General features: G+C 66.5%; 21 protein-coding genes. 18 read left to right on the plus strand and 3 right to left on the minus strand.

Annotated elements, in window-relative coordinates; genetic code table 11:
* Positions 1–68: 68 nt before the first annotated feature.
* Positions 69–725, minus strand: coding sequence for a DUF1206 domain-containing protein (locus Pla123a_RS18540; protein WP_146589741.1), 657 nt, complete (start codon positions 723–725; stop codon positions 69–71).
* Between the two features lie 337 nt (positions 726–1,062).
* Here Pla123a_RS18540 and Pla123a_RS18545 point away from each other — a divergent pair, with 337 nt between their 5' ends.
* The 5 genes from Pla123a_RS18545 (at position 1,063) to Pla123a_RS18565 (ending at position 5,452) form a co-directional block, all read left to right on the plus strand.
* Positions 1,063–1,890, plus strand: a complete 828-nt coding sequence (locus Pla123a_RS18545) for a c-type cytochrome (RefSeq protein WP_315852883.1) — start codon at positions 1,063–1,065, stop codon at positions 1,888–1,890.
* Between the two features lie 78 nt (positions 1,891–1,968).
* Positions 1,969–2,448, plus strand: a complete 480-nt coding sequence (locus Pla123a_RS18550) for a DUF6428 family protein (protein WP_146589745.1) — start codon at positions 1,969–1,971, stop codon at positions 2,446–2,448.
* Positions 2,449–2,640: 192 nt separating this feature from the next.
* Positions 2,641–4,539, plus strand: a complete 1,899-nt coding sequence (locus Pla123a_RS18555) for a DUF4914 family protein (protein WP_146589747.1) — start codon at positions 2,641–2,643, stop codon at positions 4,537–4,539.
* Positions 4,539–4,757: an RNA-binding S4 domain-containing protein gene (locus tag Pla123a_RS18560; RefSeq protein ID WP_146589749.1), complete on the plus strand. Its 219-nt coding sequence runs from the start codon at positions 4,539–4,541 to the stop codon at positions 4,755–4,757. The genes Pla123a_RS18555 and Pla123a_RS18560 overlap by 1 nt, the downstream gene beginning before the upstream one ends.
* A 179-nt stretch (positions 4,758–4,936) precedes the next feature.
* Complete coding sequence (locus Pla123a_RS18565; protein ID WP_146589751.1) at positions 4,937–5,452, plus strand: hypothetical protein; 516 nt, start codon at positions 4,937–4,939, stop codon at positions 5,450–5,452.
* A 151-nt stretch (positions 5,453–5,603) separates the two neighbouring features.
* Here the strand turns inward: Pla123a_RS18565 and Pla123a_RS18570 are convergent, their stop codons facing one another.
* Positions 5,604–5,975 (minus strand): PRC-barrel domain-containing protein, encoded by a 372-nt coding sequence (locus tag Pla123a_RS18570; protein ID WP_146589753.1) that lies wholly within the window; start codon positions 5,973–5,975, stop codon positions 5,604–5,606.
* Positions 5,976–6,167: 192 nt separating this feature from the next.
* Between Pla123a_RS18570 and pdxH the strand changes: the two genes are divergently transcribed.
* The 4 genes from pdxH to Pla123a_RS18590 all read left to right on the plus strand — a co-directional run bounded on the left by pdxH (position 6,168) and on the right by Pla123a_RS18590 (position 11,986).
* Positions 6,168–6,824 carry a pyridoxamine 5'-phosphate oxidase gene (gene pdxH, locus Pla123a_RS18575; protein WP_146589754.1) on the plus strand — a complete coding sequence of 219 codons (657 nt, stop codon included), beginning with the start codon at positions 6,168–6,170 and terminating at the stop codon, positions 6,822–6,824.
* A 262-nt stretch (positions 6,825–7,086) separates the two neighbouring features.
* The gene (locus Pla123a_RS18580) at positions 7,087–9,480 is read left to right on the plus strand and encodes a PSD1 and planctomycete cytochrome C domain-containing protein (protein ID WP_146589756.1); all 2,394 of its coding nucleotides are present in this window, start codon (positions 7,087–7,089) and stop codon (positions 9,478–9,480) included.
* A 47-nt stretch (positions 9,481–9,527) separates the two neighbouring features.
* Positions 9,528–10,976, plus strand: coding sequence for a DUF1501 domain-containing protein (locus Pla123a_RS18585; RefSeq protein WP_146589758.1), 1,449 nt, complete (start codon positions 9,528–9,530; stop codon positions 10,974–10,976).
* Between the two features lie 191 nt (positions 10,977–11,167).
* Positions 11,168–11,986 (plus strand): SDR family NAD(P)-dependent oxidoreductase, encoded by an 819-nt coding sequence (locus Pla123a_RS18590; protein ID WP_146589759.1) that lies wholly within the window; start codon positions 11,168–11,170, stop codon positions 11,984–11,986.
* A gap of 69 nt (positions 11,987–12,055) precedes the next feature.
* Here Pla123a_RS18590 and Pla123a_RS18595 read toward each other — a convergent pair whose 3' ends face one another.
* Complete coding sequence (locus Pla123a_RS18595) at positions 12,056–13,069, minus strand: hypothetical protein (protein ID WP_146589761.1); 1,014 nt, start codon at positions 13,067–13,069, stop codon at positions 12,056–12,058.
* 326 nt (positions 13,070–13,395) lie between these two features.
* Here Pla123a_RS18595 and Pla123a_RS18600 point away from each other — a divergent pair, with 326 nt between their 5' ends.
* The 9 genes from Pla123a_RS18600 (at position 13,396) to Pla123a_RS18640 (ending at position 25,430) form a co-directional block, all read left to right on the plus strand.
* A complete protein-coding gene (locus Pla123a_RS18600) occupies positions 13,396–14,064 on the plus strand; it encodes a DUF2513 domain-containing protein (protein ID WP_146589763.1) in 669 nt (222 codons plus the stop codon).
* Between the two features lie 115 nt (positions 14,065–14,179).
* Positions 14,180–14,782: a hypothetical protein gene (locus tag Pla123a_RS18605; RefSeq protein ID WP_146589765.1), complete on the plus strand. Its 603-nt coding sequence runs from the start codon at positions 14,180–14,182 to the stop codon at positions 14,780–14,782.
* 262 nt (positions 14,783–15,044) lie between these two features.
* Positions 15,045–16,736 (plus strand): GspE/PulE family protein, encoded by a 1,692-nt coding sequence (locus Pla123a_RS18610; RefSeq protein ID WP_146589767.1) that lies wholly within the window; start codon positions 15,045–15,047, stop codon positions 16,734–16,736.
* 543 nt (positions 16,737–17,279) lie between these two features.
* Positions 17,280–18,389, plus strand: a complete 1,110-nt coding sequence (locus Pla123a_RS18615) for a type IV pilus twitching motility protein PilT (protein ID WP_146589769.1) — start codon at positions 17,280–17,282, stop codon at positions 18,387–18,389.
* Positions 18,390–18,464: 75 nt separating this feature from the next.
* Positions 18,465–20,183 carry a GspE/PulE family protein gene (locus Pla123a_RS18620; protein ID WP_146589771.1) on the plus strand — a complete coding sequence of 573 codons (1,719 nt, stop codon included), beginning with the start codon at positions 18,465–18,467 and terminating at the stop codon, positions 20,181–20,183.
* A gap of 173 nt (positions 20,184–20,356) precedes the next feature.
* Positions 20,357–21,688 (plus strand): type II secretion system F family protein, encoded by a 1,332-nt coding sequence (locus Pla123a_RS18625; protein WP_146589773.1) that lies wholly within the window; start codon positions 20,357–20,359, stop codon positions 21,686–21,688.
* Between the two features lie 75 nt (positions 21,689–21,763).
* Complete coding sequence (locus Pla123a_RS18630; protein ID WP_146589775.1) at positions 21,764–22,816, plus strand: type II secretion system protein; 1,053 nt, start codon at positions 21,764–21,766, stop codon at positions 22,814–22,816.
* Positions 22,813–23,979: a type II secretion system protein gene (locus Pla123a_RS18635; RefSeq protein WP_261342764.1), complete on the plus strand. Its 1,167-nt coding sequence runs from the start codon at positions 22,813–22,815 to the stop codon at positions 23,977–23,979. The genes Pla123a_RS18630 and Pla123a_RS18635 overlap by 4 nt, the downstream gene beginning before the upstream one ends.
* 101 nt (positions 23,980–24,080) lie before the next feature.
* On the plus strand, positions 24,081–25,430 hold the full coding sequence (locus Pla123a_RS18640) for a pilus assembly FimT family protein (protein ID WP_231956545.1): 1,350 nt from the start codon (positions 24,081–24,083) through the stop codon (positions 25,428–25,430).
* Positions 25,431–25,462: the final 32 nt, after the last annotated feature.

Consider the following 25,462-nt stretch of genomic DNA (forward strand, 5'->3'; position numbering starts at 1 on the left):
GCGCCACACCGCCCAAAATCCTCAAGGCGACCAAACTGCAAGTACAAACCGCTAACCAACTCAGAGGGTTAACGGCGTAACACGCCACGGGCGTACAGGCCGGCCTGGCAGATCGGCTGCAGCACCTTCCGCTTGTCGTGGCTCCAGGTAAAGTACTTCTCGAACTTTTTCTTGTAGCCCTTCAGGAAGTGCGCTACGCCGACGCCCACCAGGATCACGCCGAGACCGCCGACCAGCCACTGGCCGAACGGCTGCGACATCAGCATCCGCACGAGCGACTCCTTGCCGTCCGATCCGCCGCTGCTGCCCGTCGCATACCCAAGCGCGACCTTGGCCGCCCAGCCGGCGAGCAGCACGTGGGTGGCGCCGCTGACAGCCATGCCGGCGCGAACGGCAATGCCCTTGGCGTCGGTCCCGTGGTGGTCGGGGTCGTAGACGACTTGGCAGAAACGCCAGATCGAGTAGCCGACCAGCCCGACCGCCAGCGCGAGCACAATCAGCCAGCCGCCGGGCGACTCGAGCACTTTGCTGAGGGCGCCCTTCGAATCGGTCACCTTGCCTCCTTCGCCGAACGCCGACAGCACCGCTAGGCCGCCAATGATCAGGTAGATCGCTCCCCGCGACGCGTAGCCGAGCCGGGCGAGGTTCTCGAGCCAGTCTTGCTGTTGCTGCTGTTGGATGGCGGAGCGGGCGTGGGAGACGGTCGACGGCTCGGCGGTGGGCATAGAGAAGCTCGGTAGGGGACGTGCAGTGCAATGAGAGTGACGCACTGGTAGAGCAAATCGTCTGCCAAACCGCGTCACCGCGGGGCAGACGGTTTTTTGGGGGCGATCCGACCGCTTGCTGGCCGGTCGCCGGCCAATCGGGCGTTCTGCCACCCGGCCGCGGGCGTTAGCTTTCGACGGTCCCTATACTGCGGTGGCCTGGCATACATTCTGCCGCGAATTGCCCGGCGGATGAGTGGGCCGGGGAAGCGGGCGCGCGTAGATTGGGAGTCGGAGCGGTTGTGGTGCGCCTCAGTGGGAGTTCGACGAAATGAGCCGAGACTGGAATCGATCGTCGTTGGCCACCGGACTTCTGGCCGTTCGGTGCCTGGCCGTTCTGTGCCTGGTCGTTCTGTGCCTGGTCGGAAGCGTCCGCGCCGAACCGGCGACGCTCGCCGGCCGCCCTCTGCCGCCCGGCCCGCTGGGAGAAGCGATCATGCTCGGCGCGGCGCTCGTCCGTGACACCTCGACCCACCCGTTGACGAAGGCCTATGTCGGCAACCGGCTCGACTGCACCTCGTGCCACTTGCAGAACGGCACGCACCATTCGGCCGCCCCGTTCGTCGGCGTGGCGACCGCCTATCCGGCGTGGGCGCCGCGGGAGGGGAGGGTGATCACGCTCGAAGACCGCATCCTCAACTGCTTCATGCGGAGTGAGAACGGCGTGCGGCCGCCGCTCGGCAGTCGGGCGTCGGTCGCCATCGCGGCGTACATCACCTGGCTGTCCGACGGGCAGCCGATCAAGCAGAACCCCGAACACTCGCTTGGCCCCAACGCCACCGAGCCGTTGACGATCGACCCCACGGCGGCCGACGCCGCGCGGGGCGCCGCGTTGTACGCCGACCGCTGCGCACACTGCCACGGCGACGATGGTTGGGGTGACGACGACAGCCCGCCCGTCTGGGGGCCCGACTCGTACAACAACGGCGCCGGCCTCGGCCGCGTTGCGAAGTTGGCGTCGTGGCTGAAGGTGGCGATGCCGCCGGACGACGAGACGCTCACCGCGCGGGAGGCGATCGACCTGGCGGCGTTCGTCAACTCACACGAGCGGCCCGTGTTCCGGCTCGAGGACCATCTGCCGCCGGCGGAACGGCTGGGTGAGTACAACTCGGCCGACGGCGAATGAAGCCTGCGCGGCCCGCCGCGGAACCGCTCGGAATCGCACCTCTAGGGTCGATTGCCGTCAGATGGTAAAATCACCGCTATGAACCTTACCGAATTCAGACAGGTCCTGGCGGATCACCCGCGGCATGGGCTCCGCTTTGTCATCAGTGACCAGGCGGCCATCGCCGACCACTTCCACGTCACCGAGGTCGGCCGTGTGGAGAAGCGGTTTGTCGACTGCGGCGGCCAGCCGCGGCAGACAGTCGCCTGCGTGCTGCAGACGCTCGTTGCGCACGACGTCGACCACCGGCTGACGACCGACAAGCTGGCGGGCATTTTGAAGCTGGTCGACTCGCTCGACCTGCCGGTGGACGCCCCAGTCGAGGTCGAGCACCAGGAGCGGTCGGTCAGCGTCGATGCGGTCGACGGCGTGGAGGTCGCGAACGGGGTGGTTGAATTCAGCCTGGCCGCGAAGCAAACGGCCTGCCTGGCTGAGGACGCGTGTGGCCTCGCGCCCACGCCGCAGGGTTTGAACGTGATCGGCGGCGATTGCTGCGGCGGCTCGAGCGGCTGCTGCTGAGCCCCTGGAAATCCCGATGCCGTTGCGCCAGGTTCTCGGCACGGCCGATTGAAGACGCTTGAGTCTGGAATTTGGCAGTTGACTGTCGATTGACGAGCGCAGGCGCTTCGCCTAGCCTAGGCCCCAAGGCGGCAAAACGCGTAACTCACTACTTGCGTAGCTCCCTATTAGCTAGAAAGTATTTCGCCGCCTATGATCACCGACGAACTGCCAAATCTCTCCCTGTCCCGCTCCGCCGAGCAGGTCCTGGCCGAGGCCAAGAGCGTCCGGTTCTTCAATACGGCCGCCGAGCTCGCCGAGGCCGCCGTTCCCGCCGACGGGGTCGACGAGCAGGGCTACTTCACGGTCGGCTACGACGTGAACGGCACGTTCACGCCAGAGGCCAAGGTCTGCCGTGTCAAGAACGGGATCAGCGCGAACTACCTCGAGGCGTACATGCGCCGCCGCGATCCCAACTGCATGGTGATCGCCGACGACCGCGCGACCGACAAGCAGACCTACAAGGGCCGCTTCGGCGAGGACTTCGAGCCGCTCCGGCAGGAGACCTTCGAGTGGCTCAAGACGCAGGACCTCGCCTGCTTCTTCTTCGACGCGGGCCTGCCGGGCAAGGGCCTGCCGGCGGTGGTGATCGCGCCGGCCAACGCCGCGTTTTTTGCGTTCGGGCTGGCCGAGCTGCAGGGCATCGTGCCGCTGGACGTGATCCGCGAGAAGGGCGAGGGCTACCACCACTCGGCCATCATCTACATCGCCCCGCCTTTCCGCCACACGCACTTCGACGGGAAGCAGGTGGTGGTGCACAACCGCCGCGACATCCTGCACGAATTGTTCAGCTACAACCTGTACCCCGGCCCCTCGGCCAAGAAGGGCGTCTACGGCATGCTGCTGAACTTCGGCGAGCAGGCGGGCTGGACCACGGCCCACTGCTCGACCGTGCAGGTGCTCACCCCGTACGACAACACCGTGACCGTGATGCACGAGGGCGCGTCGGGCGGCGGCAAGAGCGAGATGCTCGAGCAGATGCACCGCGAGTCGGACGGTCGGCTCAAGCTCGGCACGAACCTGGTCAGCGGCGAGCGCCGCTACGTCAGCATCCCCCGCGGCTGCGAGCTGCGCCCGGTGACCGACGACATGGCCCTCTGCCACCCGGACCTGCAGCACCCCGAGGCCCGCGAGCGCAAGCTGTCGCTGATCGACGCCGAGCACGCCTGGTTCCTCCGCGTCAACCACATCACCAAGTACGGCACCGACCCGCACCTCGAAGCGCTGACGATGGACCCCGAGGCGCCGCTGCTGTTCCTCAACATCGACGCGGTGCCGGGCTCGACCGCGCTGATCTGGGACGCGATCGAGGACGAGCCTGGCAAGAAGTGCCCCAACCCGCGGCTGGTGTTCCCCCGCAAGAACTACCCCGGCATCGTCAGCGAGCCGGTGACGGTCGACATCCGCAGCTTCGGCGTCCGCTGCCCGCCGTGCACGGCCGAACACCCGACCTACGGCATCATGGGCCTATTCCACTTGCTGCCGCCGTCGCTGGCGTGGCTGTGGCGGCTCGTCGCGCCCCGCGGCCACGGCAACCCTTCGATTGTCGACACCGGCGGCATGAGCTCCGAGGGCGTCGGCTCTTACTGGCCGTTCGCCACCGGCCGCCGCGTCGACCAGGCGAACATCCTGTTCCATCAGGTGATGGACACGCCCGACACCATGTTCCTGTTGATCCCCAACCAGCACATCGGCTGCTGGGAGACCGGCTTCGCGCCGCAGTGGATCGCCCGCGAGTACCTGGCGCGGCGTGGCGCGGCCGAGTTCGCGCCGGGTAAGGTGCTCGACGCCCGCTGCCCGCTGCTGGGCCGCACGCCGCGGACGATCCAGGTCGAGGGCCAAGTCGTCGGCCACTGGTTCCTGCAAGTCGAAACCCAGCCCGAGGTGGGCGAGGAGGGTTACGATCGGGGCGCCGAGATGCTCACCACCTTCTTCCACGAGCAGATCAGCAAGTACCTGAACGACGACCTCGATCCGAAGGCGCAGGAGATCATCCGCGCGTGCCTTGATGGCGCCTCGGTGGCCGACTACGAGCGGCTATCGCAGGTCTAATGGATTCCCCGAAGCAAGACGGCGAGCCAACGATCCACCTCGACCAGTTCCTCAAGGCCCACGGCCTGGTGGGGACCGGCGGTCAGGCGAAGGTGGTGATCCAGGGCGGCGAGGTGCTGCTCAACGGTCAGGTCGAGACCCGCCGCCGCAAGCAGCTCCGCGAGGGGGACCTCGTGGGGTTCGAGGGCGAGGAGTACCGCGTGGAGTTCGGCGGCTAAGCCCGATACGTTCTCGGTGGCACGCCGGCTGCATGTCTAGCGGGTTGATGGGACTGACAGCGTCGGTTGGCAAACCGCCTGTCGACGCTAAAGACCATTAGCAGCGGTGATCGCCCGCCGATTTATCGGCGTGGACCTCCCGCTGGCTGGTTCCGATCAACCCAACAGGAGGCTGCGCCGTGCAGAACGATCTCGAAGAAGCCATTGAGCGTGACGGCATCGTCGCGGTCTTCGACGAAGAGGGCGACGCCGTCGAGGCGTTCAAGCGGATCTCGAGCGATGCACGCGTGCACGCCGACGTGCGTCTAGTCCGCGGGTCGGACGCAGAGCACCCCCTGCTGCTCGCGCCGCGTGAGCCGCAGGCAGGGCGGACTCGGGCAATCGGGGTGGGAGTCGCTGTCGGCGCCGCGGCTGGCCTCGCGATTGGAGTGGTGGTCGGGATGCTTGAGGTGTTCACCCAGCTCCCATCGATTGCAATGCCGGGGATCGGGGCCGCGCTGGGCGTGCTGGTCGGCGGGACCACCGCCGGGCTAGGCTTGTCCCACTACCGCGAGGACACGCAAGCAGAGCTTGATCACCACCTCAAGAATGGCAAAGTATTGCTGCTGGCGCTGGGCGAGCGGCCACAGCTGCGGCGCGTCAAGCAGCTCGTGGGTCACGCCCGACCGGCGACGCTGATCGAGCCGACGTCTTGATCAATAGGTCACGTTCCTCGGGCGGGCGGCCAGCAGAGTGAGCCTGAATGACAATGACTGAGTGGGACCAAATAACAACGAGCCCGGTGGCGTCGCCACCGGGCTCGATGATTGCTACTAAGGTCGTATGGCTACTGCTTGGGCCAGCTGATCAGGAGTCGAGCTCCCAGTACGGCTTGGTCTTGTAATAGGCGTGAACCGCCTGGCCCCACTTTGGGTCGGCCATGTCGGGCCAGTCGTCCTGGTCGAAGCCGGGCGCCTGCTCGAGCTGCTCCTTGCTGACATCGAACAGCAGGGCGTGGTTGTCGGTGTCCACCTCGAGCGCCTTCCAAGGAATCGCAAACAGCTTGTCGCCGATGCCGAGGAAGCCGCCCACCGAGACCACCACGTAAGAGATCCGACCGCTGTTCAGATCGATCATGATCTCCTTAACCGAGCCGACGTTGTCGCCCGCGCGGTTGTTGACCTTGTCGCCAATCAGCGTGCCCGCCGACAGTGAGGTCCGTTTTGCTAGGGTCGACATGGTAGATCCTCCAGTGCTTGAGTTGCGCCAAGCGGCGCGGGTCGTTTCAATCCGCAAGCTACAGCCGGAGGCAAATGGCGGACCGAACAAGGTTCCGGGCCCCTTCCTCGATTTCGGGGCCTGTTCTCAGGTGACCGCTGCAGATCTATAGTGGTCGTGCGGAGAGTAACCCGAAGCAGTCAGGAAACCTCGATGAGTGTTGCCGAGTCACTTGAAGATTTTCGCCGCCACTACTTGCGCGACGGGCTGCGCAAAGCCGATTGCGACCCCTGCCCCACCAACCAGCTCAAGCGTTGGGTGCAGGAAGCCCTGGACGCGTCGCCCGGCGAGTGGTTCGAAGTCAACGCCATGACGCTCTCGACCGCGTCGGCTGCCGGTCAGGTTTCATCGCGGGTAGTGCTGCTGAAGCGGCTTGACGAACGCGGTCTGGTGTTCTTTACCAACTACGCCTCGGAGAAGGGACGCCAGCTCGCCGAGAACCCCCGCGCGTCGCTCGCGTTCTACTGGCCGCACCTCGAGCGTCAGGTACGCGTGGCCGGCGAGGTGACCCGTGTGTCGGCCGAGGTCTCCGACGAGTACTTCCAGTCGCGTCCGCGGGGGAGCCAGCTCGGCGCGTTGGCGTCGGAACAATCGGAAGTCGTAGCGGGCCGCGAGGTGCTCGAGAAGCAGCTCGGCGAACTCGAGCAGCAGTACGATGGCCAGCAAGTGCCCCGGCCCACCGAGTGGGGCGGCTACTTGCTCGCTCCGGCCGAGTTCGAGTTCTGGCAGGGCCGACCCGATCGGCTGCACGACCGCATCCGGTACCGCCGGGCGTCGAGCGACTGGATGATCGAGCGGCTTTCCCCGTAGCCTGCTCGGGGACCCGCACGAGGAGCGGTTGCGAAACGAGAAATTTAGAGGTTCCCGGCCCGTTTTCCGTTAAAATATGCGCCCGGAGCTGGCATATAACATAGGAGACGTCGTCCAGTAATCGTTGGCGGCCGTCTACCTGTGCTGCTGGCAGCTCCGCATCCCACCCTGCGTGTCTCGCCGCTGCCCGCTCGTCCCCAGGCGGAGAAGATTCTTGATAAGCCGATGCCGGACAATCGACTCCCTGGCGGCGGGCCTCTGTATGCTTGCCGCGTTCACGGCCGCGACAATCCCTCCGTTTTGTGCAGCGCAGGAGGCCGAGGTTAGCTTTGCCGAGGACATCAAGCCACTGCTCGCGCGGCGGTGCTACGCGTGCCACGGCCCCGACGACCAGTCAAGCGGTGTGGCGCTGCACGAGCGCGAGCTGGCCATCGCTGTGGCCGATTCGGGCGAGCGGGCGATCGTCCCCGGCAAGCCCGACGCGAGCGAGCTGCTCGCCCGCGTCGCGTCGCACGACGAGTTCGAGCGGATGCCGCCCGAGGGCGAGCCGCTCAAGGACGAAGAGATCGACCTGCTCCGCCGCTGGATCGAGCAGGGCGCCGAGTGGTCGAACCACTGGGCGTTCGAGCCGATGCAGCGGCCCGAGGCGCCTGAAGTCGAAGACGCCGAGTGGTCGGCCAACCCGATCGACGCGTTCGTCTACGCCAAGCTTGACGAGCACCACCTGCGGCCCGCGGCGCAAGCCGACAGGCGGACCCTCGCGCGGCGGCTCTACTTTGGCGTGACCGGCCTGCCGCCGACCGCCGCGCAGCTCGACGCGTTTCTCGCCAACGAGTCACCCGACGCTTGGAGCGAACTGGTGGGCGAGCTGCTCGCGTCACCGCACTACGGCGAGCACTGGGCCCGGCACTGGCTCGACCTGGTCCGCTACGCGGAGACCAACAGCTTTGAGCGCGACGGGCAGAAGCCGAACGCCTGGAAGTACCGCGACTACGTCATCCGCTCGCTCAACAACGACAAGCCGTACGACCAGTTCCTTCGCGAGCAGCTGGCCGGCGACGAGCTGGACGAGGTCAACGAGGACACCATCACCGCCACCGGCTACTACCGCCTCGGCATCTGGGACGACGAACCCGCCGACCCGGCCCAGGCACGGTACGACGGCTGGGACGACATCATCTCGACTACCGGCCAGGTGATGCTGGGGCTGACGGTCGGCTGCGCGCGGTGCCACGACCACAAGATCGACCCGATCCCGCAGGCCGACTACTACGGCATGCTGTCGTTCTTCGCTGACGTCACGCCGTACGGCGATCGCGGCGACCAGCAGACCAACAGCCAGTGGGTGATGGAGGGCGCCGAACGCTCGGCCGAACGGAAGAAGCTGCAGCGGTCGATGCAGAAGATCCAGCGGGAGCGGGTCTCGATGGAGGAGGTCGGCATCAAACGGATGACCGCGCCCGACCAACGCCGCAGCGAGACCCACGAGCGCAAGGCCCTGCTGGACGAGAAGCTCGAGCAGTTTCTCAACGAGTCGGAGTGGGATCAGTACCAGGCGACCCGCAAGCGTCAGCGCGACCTCCGCCGCCGCCTGAAGGCGCTGCCCGAGGCCGAGTCGATTATGGCGTTGGCGACCTGCATCCCAAAACCCGAGCCGACCCACATCATGATGCGGGGCAACCCCCACGCCCCGGGCGAGGTGGTCGAGCCGCACTTCCCGGAGCTGTTCGGGCAGCCCGCCCCCGAGATCCCAGCCGCAGACCCCAACGCCCACTCGGCGGGGCGGCGCCGCGTGCTGGCCGACTGGGTCACCTCGCCCGACAACCGGCTCACCGCCCGGGTGATCGTCAACCGCGTCTGGCAGCACCACTTCGGCCGCGGCATCGTCCGTTCGACCAACAACTTCGGCCAACTCGGCACGCCGCCGACACACCCGGAGCTGCTCGACTGGCTCGCGCAGTGGCTCGTTGAGCACGACTGGCAGCTGAAGCCGCTGCACGAGCTGATCCTCACCTCGCGGGCGTACCAGATGTCTTCGGCCGCCAACCCCGAGGCGCTGGCCGCCGACCCGACCAACGACCTCCTGTGGCGGTTCGACATGCGGCGGCTGCACTCCGAAGAGATCCGCGACGCCCTCTTGGTGGTGACCGACAACTTCAACCCGCAGATGTACGGGCCGAGCTTCTACCCGCGGCTCTCGCAGGAGGTGTTCGCCACCCAGTCGCGGCCGGGCGAGGGCTGGGGCGACTCGACCGACGAGGAGGTCGCACGCCGCAGCGTGTACATGTACATCAAGCGGTCCCTTCTGCCGCCGTTCCAGACCGCCTTCGACTTCCCGGATGTCGACATCAGCTGCGAGGCCCGCTTTGTCACCGTGCAGCCGGGCCAGGCCCTGACGCTGATGAACGGCGACTACGCCAACCTGGCCGCCAGCCGATTGGCCGACCGCGTCGAAGAACGCGGCGGCGACGCTCGGCAGCGGGTCGCGACGGCGGTCGAGATCGCCCTCAACCGCCAAGCCGAGGAGGACGAGGTAATCGAGGGCCTGGCAATGATCGACCGGCTGCGGGCCGAGCACGGCCTGGACGACCGCCAGGCCCTGCACCAGTGGTGCCTGACCGTGATCAACCTCTCGGAATTCATTTTCCTCGACTGATTCCTCGATTGGGCCGAGCTCGGTCTGAGAACTTAGCGAGCCAACGCATGACAGCGAACAAACGACACCGTGACTTCTGCGGTCGGACCCGCCGCGAGTTCGTCTGGGAGACCGGCTGCGGCTTCGGCGCCGCCGCGCTGACCGGCATGCTCGCCAGGGACGCCGGCGCCGCCCGTTTGGCGGGCGAGAACCCGCTGGCCCCGGCCCCGCCGACTGGCATCGGCAAGGCGAAGAGCGTCATCTTCCTGTTCATGTACGGCGGGCCAAGCCACATCGACACCTTCGACTACAAGCCGTCGATGGTGGGGATGGACGGCAAGACCATCGAGGTCAAGACCTTCGGCCGCGGCGGCCACAAGAACCAGGGCCGCATCGTCGAGCCGCGGTGGAAGTTTCGGCAGCGGGGCGAGTGCGGCAAGTGGGTCAGCGACCTCTACCCGCACCTAGGCGGCTGCGTCGACGACATCGCGTTCCTGCACTCGATGACCGCCGAGTCGCCGATCCACGGCTCGGCGATGCTGATGATGAACTCCGGCAAGCTGCAGAGCGGCAGCCCGGCGATGGGGTCGTGGGTCAACTACGGCCTGGGCTCGGTGAACGAGAACCTGCCCGGCTTCGTGGTCATGCTCGACGAGACCGGCGGCCCGATCAGCGGCGCCAAGAACTGGGCCAGCGGCTACATGCCCGCCAGCTACGCCGGCACGGTGTTCCGCGCCGAGGGCTCGCCGATCAACGACCTCAAGCTCCCCGGCGGCGTGACCCGGCCGATGCAGCGGGACGTGCTCGACTCGCTCCGCCGGCTGAATGAGCGGCACCTGGCGCAGCGGGCCGACAACACCGACCTGTCGTCGCGGATCGCGTCGTACGAGCTGGCGTTCAACATGCAACAGGAGGCGCCCGAGGCGGTCGACCTCGGCCAGGAGAGCGAGGCCACCCGCGCCATGTACGGCCTCGACGACAAGGAGACCAACCCGTTCGGCACGCGGTGCCTGCTGGCCCGGCGGATGGTCGAGCGCGGCGTGCGGTTCATCCAGGTCTACTCCGGCGGAGCCCACAACGACGACAACTGGGACGCCCACGGCGACCTGATCAAGAACCACGGGCGGCTCGCCAAGGCGACCGACCAGCCGATTGCCGCCCTGCTCAAGGACCTCAAGCAGCGGGGCCTGCTCGACGAGACGCTCGTCGTGTGGGGCGGCGAGTTCGGCCGCCAGCCGACCGCCGAGTACGCGGTCGGCACCGGACGCGACCACAACTCCTACGGCTTCACCATGTGGATGGCCGGGGGCGGCATCAAGGGGGGCGTCAGCGTCGGCGCGACCGACGAGATCGGCTCGAACGCCGTGGTCGACCCCTTCCACGTCAAGCGGCTGCACGCCACGGTGCTGCAGCAGATGGGCCTGGACCCCAACGGCCTGAGCTACTTCTTCCGCGGGCTTGACCAGAAGCTGGTGGGGGTAGAACACACCGAGCCGATCCACCAGATTATTGCGTAGTTGTTGCTGCGTGGCCGGCGGCATCCAAATGTATCCACGGCTCTCCGAGCCTTGACTCGAGACGCAACCTTAGGCAAAGGGAGGAGCTCGGTTTCGGCGGGCTGGTTTTCCCGGTTCGGGGAGCCGGGGATACATTGCGTCACGCGGCGGAGCCGCGGCGTTTCATAGTTTACTTCGATCAGGCGGTGCAGATGGATTCAGACAAAGCGTTTCGACTCGATGGCCGTGTGGCGTTGGTCACCGGCAGCACGCGCGGCCTTGGCAAGCAGATCGCCATCGACCTGGCCAAGGGCGGCGCAAAAGTCGCCATGAACTACGCCAATAGCCGCGAGACCGCCGAGGCGGCGTTCGCCGAGTTGCAGGCCGTGGGCGGCGACTGCTGCCTCGTGCAGGGCGACGTCACCGACCAGGCCGAGGTCGAGCGGATGTGCGGCGAGATCGCCGGCGAGCTCGGCCCGGTCGACATCCTGGTGCTCAACGCCACCTGCGCCCAGCCGGAGCTGACGATCGAAGAGTACGAGTGGGACTTCTACCAGCGGATGCTCGACTTCTTCGTGAAGAGCCCCGTGCTGTTCACCAAGGCGTGCCTGCCGCACATGAAGCAGCAGCGCTGGGGCCGCATCATCCACATCACCAGCGAGGTGCTGGCGATGGCCAACGCGCCGTTCAGCGCGTACGTCGCCGCCAAGGGTGGCCAGACCGGCCTGGCGTTGAGCTGCGCCCGCGAGCTGGCCTCGTCCGGCATCACGGTCAACATGATCGCGCCGGGTTGGATCCCAGTAGAGCGTCACGAGGAGGCCCCGGCCGAGGCGATGGCAAACTACGCGGCGGGCGTCCCGGCCGGCCACCAGGGCGTGCCGGGCGACGTCGCGCCCGCGGTCCGCTACCTGGCGAGCAGCGAGTCGCAGTTTGTCACCGGCCAGACGATCTCGGTGAACGGCGGCAACTCCGTGCTGCGTTCCGCCGTCGGCGAGACCGCCCACGCCTTCCGCGTGGACGGCCCCGTTTGACCCATCCGCCGATCCCCGCCGCAGAGCGATAAGCGGGGACCGGCCGCCCGGCGTCACTTGGCGCCGGCGTCACTTGGCGATCGTGCCGCCCTCTTCGACCCGCAGCGCCTTGGCCGCCACCTGCAGCCGCTGGGCGTCGAGGTACCGGAGAGTCGCCAGCTCGCGGATCGGGTTGAGCGTCGCCACGGCCCGGTCCAGGGCGGGACGCATCAACGCGACCTCGAGCAGCACCTTCCGCAGGTCGTCGAACTCGCCCTCGGCGTTGACCACCTCCGCCCGCAGGTCTTCGAGCACGTCGAGCGTTTCGACGGCGCGGGCGGTGCGGTCCGGCGCCTGCAGCAGCCGGTTCTCAAGCGACTCGAGGCGGGCGAGCCCCTGCTCCGCCTCGTCGGTCCGCTGGGTTTCGGCCGTCAGCCGGCCGGTGATGGCGTGCAGCCGCGCCACGGCGTCGGTGGCATTGGGCGTCTCACGCGACGCGATCAGCAGCCGCTGCTGGAGGGCGGCCATGTCCTCACTCGCCACGAGGGCGTCCTCGACCATCCCCCGCGAGTTCACCATCGCCGCGCACAGGGTCCGCATCCGCTCGGCGGCGGTCGTGGCGGCCGCGATCTGCCGCTCGGCCTTGTACAGCCGCTGCTCCAGCTGGTCGGCGTCGGACAGAGCGGACTCGGCGGCGCCGAGCAGCTCGCGGTGCTCGACGATGCGGGCCATCGTCTTCCGGACGAGGTCTTCGGAGCTCGCCAGCAGGGCGATCTGGCGGGTCTGCCCCGCCAGCCGGCGGTTGAGGGCCTCGATCTCGGCGAGCGCGTCGGCCGCCTGCGAGACCGACTCGCGTTGCTGGGCGAGGTTGGCCAGCAGTCCGGCGCCTTCGCCCGCGGCGTCGGCTTCTTTTACGAGCCGGGCCACTCGGTTCTGCATGCAGGTCATCGACCGACGCATCGCGTGCACCTGGTCGGACATCGGTTTCACACACGCGAAGTAGCCAATCGCCATGGCGATCAACAGGATGGCGATCACCCCGTTGTTAGAAACGCCCTGCTCGGCGTGGGGGACGTTCGCACGAACGTCGTGGGGGGCTTGCACGGTCAGATCTCCTATCTGCTCTGCGGACGGGCGCCGCCGGTCGGCGACTCAACTCCATTTGCCTAGATAACGCTATCGACAGACTCTGGCTGGGCCCCCAGGATTCGCTAGCACGCACGCGCCGCCGCACCAACCGGACGAACCGGCGTGTCCGGATGTAGGGGCGGCGACGTCCCGCCACCCATGGGTGGGTGACCGCCCGCCACACCCGCCGAGCGAAAACCGATATTGACCCGCTTTCCGCGTTCGGGGCATCATTGGCTACCCGAAAAGATTCCCCGCATCGGGCGGACACTCATTACCCACGTGCGTACGGAGACGCCAACATGAAACGCGACCTCGACCTGGCCCGCCAACTGCTGTTCGATATTGAGGCCAACGGGGCCAACTGCGCCCTGAGCACTCTCCGCGCCGGAGCCACCGAGCTGGCCGACGAGTGCGTCCGCTACCACCTGCGGCTGCTGATCGACGCCCAGTTTGTCAAAGAGATCGAGCGCACCAACAGTGGCGTGCCGTGCGTCCGCCTGACCAACTCGGGGCACGAGCTGCTTGAGCTCGCCCGCTCCGACGCCCGCTGGCACGACGCCTGCCGCTGCGTCGCGGAAACCTCCGGCGGCGAGTCGCTGACCGTCATCCGGGCCCTGCTGGTGAAGTGGGCGATCGAATCGGCGTCGCAGGCCGACCGTCCGGCGTACCGCCGCTACCGCCCGGTCTACCACCGCATCGAGCGTCCCCGCCGCTTTGGCTACCTGGCCGACCGCGAGCTGGCCGACGAGCCCCGCGCCCAGGTCGTCCGCGCCCGCCCCGAGCACCGCGTGCGGCGCGACTACGCCGACTACCGCAACGAGTACCGCGGTGGTTTCCGTGAGCGGTTTGACTGGCGTGACGCCTACGACTACGACGTCTACGGCCCGCGCGGGGTCGAGCCGGCCGACTACGAACGAACCCTGGACGAGACCGCCGTGGGCGTCTCGCTGCCGGTCTACATGGTTTGACCTGTAGAGGACGAACGTTAGCGATTGTGGGAACCCAGCAGCGCCCCGGTGGCAATCCGGCCACCGGGGCGATTGTGTTGACGATCCCCCAGACAACCAGCAGAGCAGGAACCCAATGCCACGACTGAATGCAACCGTGATGATGTTGGCCGCGTGGGGCGGGCTGATGGCGGCGGCGGTCGCCGAAGACTGGCCGGCGCCGGTAAGGGAAACGAATCCGCAGCTGCGGCCGTCCGACGAGCAGTTCCTGCTGCAGATGCGCAAGTCGATGTCCTCGGAGGCTCCCAAGTGGCTCTCCGAATCGCCCGAGCAGCAGGAGCAGTGGTTCCGCGAGGGGCTGAAGCACGCGGCCCACAGCTCGCCGGCGCAGCCGTCTTCGGCCAGCCCCAACTGGCCGAACTCCCATCCTTCTGGTCTCCATTCAGCCGGCTACAGCGATTGGGGCTCTGCCCCGGCGCCCGCGGCCGGCCCCTATTCCCCGTCCCCCGCACCAGCTAGTTGGGCCCCCGCCCCTAGCGAGGCGGCCCCAGAGCCTTGGCGGCGGCTGCTGGGCGCGTCTGAGCAGCTCGGGCACATCGCCCACGACCTGGATCAGCAGGGGTTGTGGAGCGAATCGGACGTGGTCCGTACCGCCGCGGCCGAGCTCCGCGTGCGGGCTCGTCGGCTGGCAGCCGGCGACCCGGACAGCGATCCCGACCACGCTCCGGAGACGGAATAATCGCGCCAGCCGGCGCCCTCTCATTCTCCCGGCGACCTTCCCGCCGCCCGCTTCGTTGACGCCTGGCCCATCTGCCATTACTCTAGGCAGGATAGGGGGTTAGGTCGCGCGCCCGGCGTGACGCTCTTCCTTCGCCGGGAATCGGTTGCGGTGCGAACCGCGAAACCGTCCTCCAGGCCGCGACTCTTCGGCGGAACAGGCATCTACGCGGTGCGCCTTGGCGCGCCGCCTCAACCAGCATTGCTGCAATCGAGTTACACGTATGAACGTCGGTGACTTCCTAATTGAGAAGGGCCTGATCAGCCAGGAGCAGCTCTCCGAAGCCAAGGGGATCGCCAAGAACAAGGGCGAAAAGGTCCAGGACGTGCTGGTCGAGCTCGGCTACGTCTCGGCCGAGCAGGTCATGCAGGCCTTGGCCGACATGAACCACTACGAGTTCTTCGACCTCCGCGACGTGCCGATCCCGCCGTCGGTGGTGGAGCTCGTGCCCGAGTCGGTCGCCCGGGAGAACTACATCATCCCGCTGGCCGAAGAGGATGACGCGCTGAAGGTCTTGATCAGCGACCCCAACGACATTGAGACCATCGACAAGCTGCAGTTCATCCTCAACCGGAAGATCAACATCGCTCTCGCCACGAAAGAGAGCATCATTGAGGCGATCAACCGCAACTACGGCCAGGGGATGGACGAGTCCGCCGACTCGATGCTGCAGGAATTCACCGACACCGCCATCGACTTCACGGAGACTGAAACCGAGTCCGACGACGACGACGAGGACGTCGACGAGGCGAGCGCGCCGATCGTCCGCTTGGTGCAGCTGATGATCGCCGAGGCGGTCCAGTTGCGGGCGTCCGACATCCATGTCGAGCCGTTCGAGGACCGGGTGCGGATCCGCTACCGGATCGACGGGGTGCTGGTCGAGCGTGACAGCCCGCCTCGGCGGCTGCTGGGCGCCCTGCTGTCCCGCATCAAGATCCTGGCCAAGATGGACATCGCCGAGCGGCGCCGCACCCAGGACGGCCGCATCAAGATCACCGCTGGTGGCAAGGAGCTCGACCTCCGCGTCAGCATGCTGCCGACCAACCACGGCCAGTCGTGCGTCATGCGGCTGCTCGACAAGGACAACATCAAGATCGGCGTGCGGCAGCTGGGCCTCTCCGAGAAGGACTTTGCGACATTCCGCAATTTGATCCGCCGGCCCAACGGCATCCTGCTGGTGACCGGCCCGACCGGGTCCGGCAAGACCACGACCCTGTACGCGTCGCTCAACGAGCTCAACCGGCCCGACCGCAAGATCATCACCGCCGAGGACCCGGTCGAGTACTACCTGCCTGGGGTCAACCAGGTCGAGGTGAAGCACAACATCGGACTCGACTTCGCGTTGATCATCCGGGCGATGCTCCGTCAGGCTCCGAACGTCATCCTGGTGGGTGAGATGCGGGATTACGAGACTGCATCGATGGGTATCCAGGCCTCTTTAACTGGACACTTGGTATTCAGTACGCTGCACACCAACGATGCGCCCGGCGCCGTGACACGAATGGTCGACATGGGTGTCCCCGCCTACCTAGTGGCCGGTAGCGTCATTGGAATTATGGCCCAGCGTTTGGTGCGTGTTGTGTGTTCAAAATGTAAACAACCGTACACCCCTACGGAAAACGAATTGGCGGCCGCCGGCATCACCCCTGAGATGGCCGCGGACGCCACCTTCATGAAGGGCCGTGGCTGCAACCACTGCGGCGGCGGCGGCTACCGGGGACGTCTAGGCGTCTACGAATTGATGGTGATGACCGGGCCGATCCGCGAGCTGGCGTTCAAGGGCGCCTCGACGCAGGAGATCAAGCGGACCGCGATAAAGAATGGCATGACAACGCTTTACGACGACGCGATTCAGAAGGTCCTGGCTGGCATCACGACCATCGAAGAGGTTTTCCGCGTCGCCAAGAAGGACTGACGCGGATGGCCGCGGTCGGCGAGGTTCGGCGGGGATGTGCCGCGTGGCGAATGGGCGCCGATAGGCGTCCGCCGCCAGCGAAAGCGGCGCCTGGGGCGACGCTTGGCGGGTGGTCGGGGGCGTTAGCCGCGCAGCGCAAGGCACGGAAATCGGCCAGCACGGCCTGGGGGCGGACACCCGACCGTGGGGCGCCAAAACGTTGAGTTTACGAGATTGCTAGCGAATAATAGCAGTGCCGACCAACGGCCTGTGTTGCTGGCTGCTCGCAAGAGAAGGGTGTCATACCTCCAGAGTGATCTGGGGGCCTCCAGAGTGATCTGGGGGCCTCCGGAGCGATCCGGCGGGGTGACTCCGCAAGCGAAGGCTCAGGTTAACTTTACGGCGGCATTGTCGGACGGGCAGTCTTTTCAGGGGCCGCTGCCCCCACCGACACCGGAACAGAACAGACTACCGGGCGACCGTCTTACCGTGGCTGTATGCCAGCGGGCCTCTGTGGGGCCGCGCGGCGACGCCGCTCAGGGCTGCTACGGAAAGTCAGGGACTATGGGCACGATCCTCATCGATAAGCTGCTCTCTGCTGTCGTCAAGCAGGGGGCGAGCGACCTGCACATCACGGTGGGCCAACCACCGGTGCTGCGTATTAGTGGTCGCATGCAGAAGCTCAAGACCAAGGTCTTGGAGCCGAGCGACACCATGGCACTGATGAAGAGCATCACGCCGGACCGCTGCCAGCAGGAGTTCCAGGAGACCGGCAGCACCGACTTCGGCTTCGCGTTCGGCGACGAGGCGCGGTTCCGCGTCTCGGTTTTCCGCCAGCGTGGCATGTGCGCGATGGTGCTGCGGCAGATCCCGGTCGACCTGTGGACAATGGACCAGCTGGGCGTGCCGGAGATCTTCAAGAAGCTCGTGCTGCGTCCGCGTGGCTTGATCCTTGTGACCGGCCCGACCGGTTCGGGTAAGTCGACCTCGCTGGCGGCGATGGTCGACTACATCAACGACACGGTCGACCACCACATCATCACGATCGAAGACCCGATCGAGTTCCAGCACAACCACAAGAAGTCGACGATCAACCAGCGCGAGGTCGGCACGGACGTGACGTCGTTCGCCGAGGCGATCCGCCGCGCCCTGCGTCAGGACCCGGACGTGATCCTGGTCGGCGAGATGCGTGACCTCGAGACGATTGAAGCCGCCATCACGGCGGCGGAAACCGGCCACATCGTGTTCGGCACGCTGCACACCTCCAGCGCGGCGGGCACCATCAACCGCATCATCGACATCTTCCCGACCAACCAGCAGGAGCAGATCCGCACCCAGCTGGCGTCTTCGATCATCGGCATCATGTGTCAGCAGCTGCTCAAGAAGGAGGGCGGCGGCCGCGTCGCGGCCCACGAGGTGCTGGTCGTGACGCCGGGCATCGGCAACCTGATCCGCGAGAACAAGATCTTCCGCATCACGTCCAGCATCCAGACCGGCGCCAAGCACGGCATGAAGCTGCTGGACGACCACATCTTCAAGCTCTGGGCGGACGGCGTGGTCTCGCAGGAGAACGCCATCGCCAAGTGCAACTCGCCGGACGAACTGCTCAAGCGGATGGCCTCCGCCGAGCGGGGCATGTTCGACGACCCCGACGCCGAGCCCGAACAAGACTAGTCGCACCCCGGGCTGGGCCGCGGCCTATCCCGCAGAGATTCCACCCGAGAGCAGAACAGAGCGAGTCAACCTACTATGGCAATGCGACGCCTTGGCCAGATCCTGGTCGACATGGGATTCATCACCGACGAGCAGCTCGAGCTGGTGGTCGATGAGCAGAAGCAGCACCCCGGGCAGCCGATCGGCCGGGTCGCGATGGACATGGGCCTGGTCACCGAGGACCAGCTGGTCCAGGCGCTGGCCGAGCAGATGTCGCTGCAGACGGTCTCGGCGCACGAGGTGACTATCGAGAAGGACGTCCTCGCCATGGTCACCGAGCCGATGGCGCAGATGTACCGCATCATCCCCATTAACTTCGAGAACGACACCCTGACGGTCGCGATGTGCGACCCGCAGAACCTCAGCGTGCAGGACGAGCTCCGCACGTTCCTCGGCTGCCAGATCCGCGTGCTGGTCGCCAGCGAGCCGTCGATCAACGCGGCGCTCGAACGCTACTACGGCGAGAACACCGAGAGCGTCGAGAGCCTGGTCGAGAGCCTCGAGGACGACATCGAGCTGGCCGCCGCCGCCCGCGCGCTCGAGGCCGAGGGCCCGATCGACCTGACCAGCGTCGAGGCGCTGGCCGACAGCGCGCCGGTCCGCAAGCTGCTCAACATGGTGCTGCTGCTGGCGATCAAAGACCACGCGTCCGACCTCCACTTCGAGCCGTTCGAGGACGAGTTCCGCATCCGCATCAAGGCCGACGGCGTGCTGTACGAGATGGTGCCGCCGCCCCGCCACCTTGCGTTCGCCATCACCACCCGCATCAAGGTGATGGCCAACCTCGACATCGCCGAGCGCCGCCTGCCGCAGGACGGCCGCATCGAGCTGACGGTCGGCGGCCACCCGGTCGACTTGCGTGTTAGCGTGCTGCCGACCATGTTCGGCGAGAGCGTGGTCATGCGGGTGCTCGACCGCTCGGTGGTGTCGCTCGACCTGGCCAAGGTCGGCCTCGACGACGACACCATGGCGCAGTTCCGCGAGGTCATCCGCAAGCCCAACGGCATCTGCCTGGTGACCGGACCGACCGGCTCCGGCAAGACCACCACGCTCTACTCGGCGCTCAGCGAGCTCAACACCGTAGAGGACAAGCTGATCACCACCGAGGACCCGGTCGAGTACGACATCGACGGCATCGTCCAGGTGCCGATCGACTCGTCGATCGGCAACACGTTCGCCTCGTGCCTGCGGGCGATCCTCCGCCAGGACCCGGACAAGATCCTGGTCGGCGAGATCCGCGACCTCGAGACCGCCGAGATCGCGATCCAGGCGTCGCTGACCGGGCACCTGGTGTTCAGCACCCTGCACACCAACGACGCCCCCAGCACGATCACGCGTCTGAAAGACATGGGCGTGCCGACCTTCATGATCACCGCTACGGTCGAGGCGATCCTCGCCCAGCGGCTGGTCCGCCGCGTCTGCAAGCAGTGCCGCGAGGTCTACCAGCCCTCGCAAGAGCTGCTCGACGATCTCGAGCTCACCGCCGCGGACATCGCCGACAAGAAGTTCTACCGCGGCGCCGGCTGCGAGCTGTGCAACAACACCGGCTACAAGGGCCGCGCCGGGCTCTTCGAGCTGATGATCATGACCCCCGAGCTGGGCGACCTGATCATGGGCAATGCCCAGACCGAAGAGCTCCGCAACCTGGCGGAGAAGCAGGGCATGGTGACGCTCCGCCAGGCCGGCCTGTCCGCCGCGTTCCAGGGGGTCACCACCTGCGAAGAGGTTGTCCGCGAGACCGTGCTCGAGGCTTAGACAACTGATTCCCCTCCCCCGCGTGGGGAGGGGCTAGGGGAGGGGGGCGCCCCGTGTACTCGGGTTCCTCACCCCTCCCCGACCCTCCCCATCAAGGGGAGGGAGTAACGAGCGGCGCCCCACCAGGCGACGCCAACCGACACCGACACCGACACTAAACCACAGCTGCCGCCATGCCTACCTTCCAGTTCGAAGCGATGGACGCCACCGGCGCCGAGATCAAGGACGTGATCGACGCGCCGACCGAGGAAGAAGCGCAGGCGACCATCCGGCAGATGGGCTACTTCGTGACCAAGATCTCGGTCAAGAAGAGCCGCAAGAAGACCGAGTCCGCCGGGCCCGCCAAGAAAAAGCGCGGCTTTGTGTTTGGCGGCGTGAAGAGCAAGGACCTGACCGCCTTCACGCGGCAGCTCTCCATCCTGCAGGACGCGGGTCTGCCGATCCTCCGCAGCCTCCGCATCCTGGCGAACCAGTCGAAGCCGGGCCGCCTGAAGTACTCGCTCGAGGACACCTGCGAAGAGATCGAGGCCGGCGCCACCCTCTCCGAGGCGATGGCCAAGAGCCCCAAGTGCTTCGACCGCCTGTACGTCAACATGATCAAGGCCGGCGAGGCGGGCGGCGCCCTCGAGCTCATCCTCCAGCGCCTGGCCGACTTCAAGGAACGCGCCGAATCGCTCAAGCGGAAGATCAAGGGCGCGATGATCTACCCGGTGATCGTCGTCACGGTCGCCGTGCTGATCCTCACCGGCATCATGATCTGGATCGTGCCGGCGTTTAAGACAATCTTCACCGACTTCGGCCTCGACCTGCCGGCGGCCACCGTCATGCTGATCGCCATCGCCGACTGGGTCAAAGAGTACTGGTACCTGATCCCCACCATCCCGACCAGCATCTGGCTCGGCGTGAAGCTGATCCGCAAATTCAAGCAGGGCCGCATCGGCTGGGACCAGTTCGCCAACAAGGTGCCGATCTTTGGCCAGCTGGTCGAGAAGAACACGCTCGCCCGCACCACCCGGACGCTCGGCACCCTGGTGGCCTCGGGCGTGCCGATCCTCGAGGCGCTCAACATCACCCGCGACACGGCCGGCAACGCGGCGTTCGAGCGGATGTTCCAGAAGATCTCCGACGCGATCCGCGAGGGCGAGTCGATCGCCAAGCCGATGAAGGAGAACGCCACGATGGGGCTGCACCCGGTCACGGCGTTCTTCTGGGCGGCATTTGTCGGCGGCCCGATCGGGCTGCTGATCTACATGCTCAAGCTCCGCCAGCCAATCGTCAACGACCTGGTCGTCAACATGGTGGACGTCGGCGAAGAGACCGGCGAGCTCGACACCATGCTCTACAAAGTAGCCGACGTCTACGACGAAGAGGTCGCGGTGCTCACCGACAGCCTCACCAAGCTGATGGAGCCCCTGCTGATTATCTTCCTCGGCGGCGCGGTCGGCTTCATCGTGGTCGCGCTCTTTATCCCGTTGGTCAGCCTGATCCAAAACCTGTCGGGTTAACGGTCGGACCGGGGCCCCCGACAGCGGGGACCCCAGGCGCCCGGGCCCTCAGCCACTAGTCGTTAGGAAAACGCAATGAGTACCACGCAACCCGCAATCAGCCGACAGCGATCCGCCTTCACCCTGGTCGAGCTGCTGGTGGTGATCACCATCATCGGCATCCTGGTGGCGCTCTTGCTGCCGGCCATCGGCGCCGCCCGCCGCGCCGCGTTGCGGACCCGCATCGCCGGCGACGTGAACGGCGTCGCCGAGGCGATCGAGATCTTCAAGAACGACGTGTCGGGCGGGGCGTATCCTCCAGACGCGTACGCGGGGTCGACCAATGTCGTTCGAGACGCGGTGCTCAATGACTTCAAGCGGTTCTTCAACAAGTGCTTCCCGCGGCACCGTGAGTCGGACGATCTCTTGAAAGCGCTGGTCGGATATGCCGGGGCGAACGACGGCACGGCGAGTAGTCCCAACCTGGGCGGCGGGCTCTCTCCTGCAGAAGCGTGCGTCTTCTGGCGGCAGAAGTTCAGTTCAGACGAACGGTACCCAATTTCGGGTGAGGGTGGCCCGGCCTACGCCGCCAATGGCATCGAGGACCTGGCGGTACGCAACTGGATCAGCCGCCCCGACGACGGCCGGCTCGGTCCTAAGGACGAGTCCGGCAAGTTCGCCGGCCGTATCCTCAAATTCCAGTCTCCGGTCGACAGCAGCGTCGAACTCTGGATCAACCTCTGGCAGCACTTCCCGTCGGGCTCCGAGGAACCACTGGTGTACTTCGACGCCTCGCGTGGCGTCCGTGATGTGAAGCATGAGAAGCTAAAGGAACAGCTTGCCAAGGGCGACACCGCCGCGAATGCCGGCTACGTCTTCTCGATTAAGGCCCTCAAGACGGGCGCCAACTCGGGCAACAACGCTGACATCAAGCTCGCCAACGAGGGCAAGTTCCAGGTGTACCACGCCGGCGTCGACGGCGCGTGGGGCGACTTCGCCGGGGCCTTTGAGATGGCGCCCTCGCCCGACCCGTCGGCGCCCTACCGCGGCACGATGCTGCTCTACCCCAACGGCCCGTTCAACGGCGAGATCGCCGACACCATCGTCAACTTCGCCGACAACGTCACGCTGGAGAACTCGCAGCCGTGATCGCCGATTGCAGATTTTGGATTTCGGTTCTCGGATTAGGGCCACGCACTCGCGGTGCGCGCCGCCGGGTCCGGAATCCCCAATCCCCAATCCGAAATCGCCACGCCTTCACGCTGGTCGAGCTGCTCGTGACGATCACCATCATCGGGATCCTGGCGAGCATGCTGCTGGGCGCGTCGTCGCTGGCGATGAACACGGCCCGCGTGTCGCGGACCGAGTCGCTCGTCACCCGGCTGCACACGCTGGTGTCGCAGCACTACGACTCGTTCCGCCACCGGCGGGTGGAGGTGCGAGAGCTGTCGGGCGGCGCCAAGCGGCAGGTCGGCTACCGACTGGAGGCGACCTACGAGCAGCTGCGTTTGGAACTGCCCGACCGCTGGACCGACATCACGCTGGCCGAAATTAAAGATCCTCCCATTGTCGTCAATTCGCCGGCCGGAACGCCGCTCATTCGTCTTGAGGAACGCCCGCCGATGTCGCGGATGTACCTGCGGCGCTACAACCGGTTGGCGGCGGCGGGCGTGTCGCGGGAGGACCTGGTGAAGAACCAGGGCGCCGAGTGCCTGTACATGATTGTGATGCTCGCCTGCGGCGACGGCGAGTCGGCCGGGCTGTTCAAGGAGTCGGACATCGGCGACACCGACGGCGACGGCGCGCCCGAGTTCATCGACTCGTGGGGCAACCCGATCGAGTTCCTCCGCTGGGCGCCCGGCTTCGACTCCGACGTGCAGCTCAACGCCGCGAAGCTGCAGCAGATCGCGTCCAAGCCGGCTGAGTACATGCAGGTCAACTTCCCGAACGCCAGTCAAAACGCCTCGCCCGAGAATGCGGTGCGGCTCGCGATCTCCGCCGACCACGACCCGTTCGACGTGTTCCGCGTCAGCACCTACGCGGACGGCGACCCGCCGCGAGGCTACCGGCTTGTGCCGCTGATCTACTCGGCCGGTCCCAACCAGGAGTACGGCATCGCCTCGCCGAACCCCGACGACAAGATCGGCGTCAAGGACGATCTGACCTACCAGCCGACCGCCAACCCGCTCGACCCGTACGCGCCGGTCGACCACGACAGCAGCAGCTCGACCGACGCGGTGTACCTGGGCCAGGCCCTCGACCGCGCCGCGGCCACCGACAACATCCACAACCACCTCATCACCGGACGGTAAGCATGATTGCGGATTGCGGATTGCAGATTGCAGATTTGAAGGCGGGCCAAGGGTGCGCGCGCTCCAATCCGCAATCTGCAATCCGCAATCCGCAATGGGGCATGACGCTGGTCGAGCTGCTGGTGGTGATCACGATCCTCGGCATCCTGCTCGGCGCGGCGATCCCGGTGCTCTCGCCGGCCGACGACTCGCGGCGCCTCCGCGAGGCGGCCCGGGCGGTCAACACGTTCATCGCCGGCGCGAAGAGCCGCGCCAAGGAGACCGGCCGCCCGTTCGGCGTGGCCTTCAAGAAGCTCTCGCAGGACACCGGCCGGTCGGGCCCCCGCGACTCGAGTGATTCGAACTACCTGAAAGACCTAGACAACGTCGCCAATGACAACGGCGTCTGCCTCGAGCTGTACTACGTCGAGGAGCCGCCGCCCTACGCGGGCTTCGACAGCAACGCCCGGGTGATGCTGGGGACCGATGCGGTAGGCGGCGGCGTTTTCAACGCCGGGCAGATCATGGTGCGTTACGTGCGCGTTGGCAACGATGTTGCCCAGAACAACGATGGACTTCCGCCTGGGTACGACTCCGACGAGATCCCGACCGGATTGTTTCGGCCGGGTGACCAGATGGTGGTAGGCGACATGCGTTTGTCGTTGTCAGACACCGCCAGTGGCGGCAGCGAATTGACCAACGGGTTTTACACCACAGGGATGGGGAATCCGGCGAACTCGATGTTCGCAACGCCGCTGGATGGGAGCCTAACCTCGGTCGCTTACGTGTACGACTCCAACGGCCGAAGGCTCAACGATACGCCGCAGTCGGCATGGTTCGACGGCCGCTTCTGGACCGAGCCGCTCCGCTACAAGATCCTCCGCCAGCCGACCAAGGCCTCGGGCGAGCCGCTGCTGATGAACGAGAAGACCGCCATCGATCTCGAGGCCTCTGGCTTCGGCAACGGCGTGCGGCTGCACGATCCCTACCAGACCGATTCGAGCGGAGACCCCTATCCTCGCAGCAACCCGAATGAAGTCATTGTGATGTTCACGCCCGAGGGCGCCATGAACGAGGCCTACCTCAACACCGGCCCCGGCACGGCCGGCGTCCAGCGTTCGCTGATCAGCAGCAACCTGTTCGTGCTGGTCGGCCTGCGGGAGAACCTCCCCGCGCCGGAGACCGACTTCTACAACTTCAGCGGGACCGACCGCGACAAGCAGGACGAGAAGGCGAAGCTCAACTGGCTCAACGGCGACTCCCGCTGGGTGGTGGTCGGCGCCCAGACCGGCGCGGTGGCGACGGTCGAGAACGCGTTCGTCAATCCACAGACGTACGCCGGATCGGCACTCCCGCCAGCAGGCAATATGCTCGACGGGAGCCGCAGTCAGGCGCTGCAGGGCCGCCGCGACGCCGAGGTCACCGCCGCCCGCGAGTTCGCGCGGCAGGCGGTCTCGCAGGGTGGCAGGTAGCGGCGGGGCGCCGGGTAGCGGCAGTCACGGCG

Source organism: Posidoniimonas polymericola, from assembly GCF_007859935.1.
GTDB lineage: Bacteria > Planctomycetota > Planctomycetia > Pirellulales > Lacipirellulaceae > Posidoniimonas > Posidoniimonas polymericola.

Bases quoted from the DNA above. Each gene is read 5' to 3' on its own strand.
- Pla123a_RS18630 (WP_146589775.1), top strand. From the start codon at position 21,764: ATGAGTACCACGCAACCCGCAATCAGCCGACAGCGATCCGCCTTCACC.
- Pla123a_RS18605 (WP_146589765.1), top strand. From the start codon at position 14,180: ATGCCACGACTGAATGCAACCGTGATGATGTTGGCCGCGTGGGGCGGG.
- Pla123a_RS18610 (WP_146589767.1), top strand. From the start codon at position 15,045: ATGAACGTCGGTGACTTCCTAATTGAGAAGGGCCTGATCAGCCAGGAG.
- Pla123a_RS18615 (WP_146589769.1), top strand. From the start codon at position 17,280: ATGGGCACGATCCTCATCGATAAGCTGCTCTCTGCTGTCGTCAAGCAG.
- Pla123a_RS18570 (WP_146589753.1), bottom strand. From the start codon at position 5,975: ATGTCGACCCTAGCAAAACGGACCTCACTGTCGGCGGGCACGCTGATT.
- Pla123a_RS18550 (WP_146589745.1), top strand. From the start codon at position 1,969: ATGAACCTTACCGAATTCAGACAGGTCCTGGCGGATCACCCGCGGCAT.
- Pla123a_RS18585 (WP_146589758.1), top strand. From the start codon at position 9,528: ATGACAGCGAACAAACGACACCGTGACTTCTGCGGTCGGACCCGCCGC.
- Pla123a_RS18560 (WP_146589749.1), top strand. From the start codon at position 4,539: ATGGATTCCCCGAAGCAAGACGGCGAGCCAACGATCCACCTCGACCAG.
- Pla123a_RS18590 (WP_146589759.1), top strand. From the start codon at position 11,168: ATGGATTCAGACAAAGCGTTTCGACTCGATGGCCGTGTGGCGTTGGTC.
- Pla123a_RS18555 (WP_146589747.1), top strand. From the start codon at position 2,641: ATGATCACCGACGAACTGCCAAATCTCTCCCTGTCCCGCTCCGCCGAG.
- Pla123a_RS18620 (WP_146589771.1), top strand. From the start codon at position 18,465: ATGGCAATGCGACGCCTTGGCCAGATCCTGGTCGACATGGGATTCATC.
- Pla123a_RS18600 (WP_146589763.1), top strand. From the start codon at position 13,396: ATGAAACGCGACCTCGACCTGGCCCGCCAACTGCTGTTCGATATTGAG.
- pdxH (WP_146589754.1), top strand. From the start codon at position 6,168: ATGAGTGTTGCCGAGTCACTTGAAGATTTTCGCCGCCACTACTTGCGC.
- Pla123a_RS18625 (WP_146589773.1), top strand. From the start codon at position 20,357: ATGCCTACCTTCCAGTTCGAAGCGATGGACGCCACCGGCGCCGAGATC.
- Pla123a_RS18540 (WP_146589741.1), bottom strand. From the start codon at position 725: ATGCCCACCGCCGAGCCGTCGACCGTCTCCCACGCCCGCTCCGCCATC.
- Pla123a_RS18580 (WP_146589756.1), top strand. From the start codon at position 7,087: ATGCTTGCCGCGTTCACGGCCGCGACAATCCCTCCGTTTTGTGCAGCG.
- Pla123a_RS18640 (WP_231956545.1), top strand. From the start codon at position 24,081: ATGACGCTGGTCGAGCTGCTGGTGGTGATCACGATCCTCGGCATCCTG.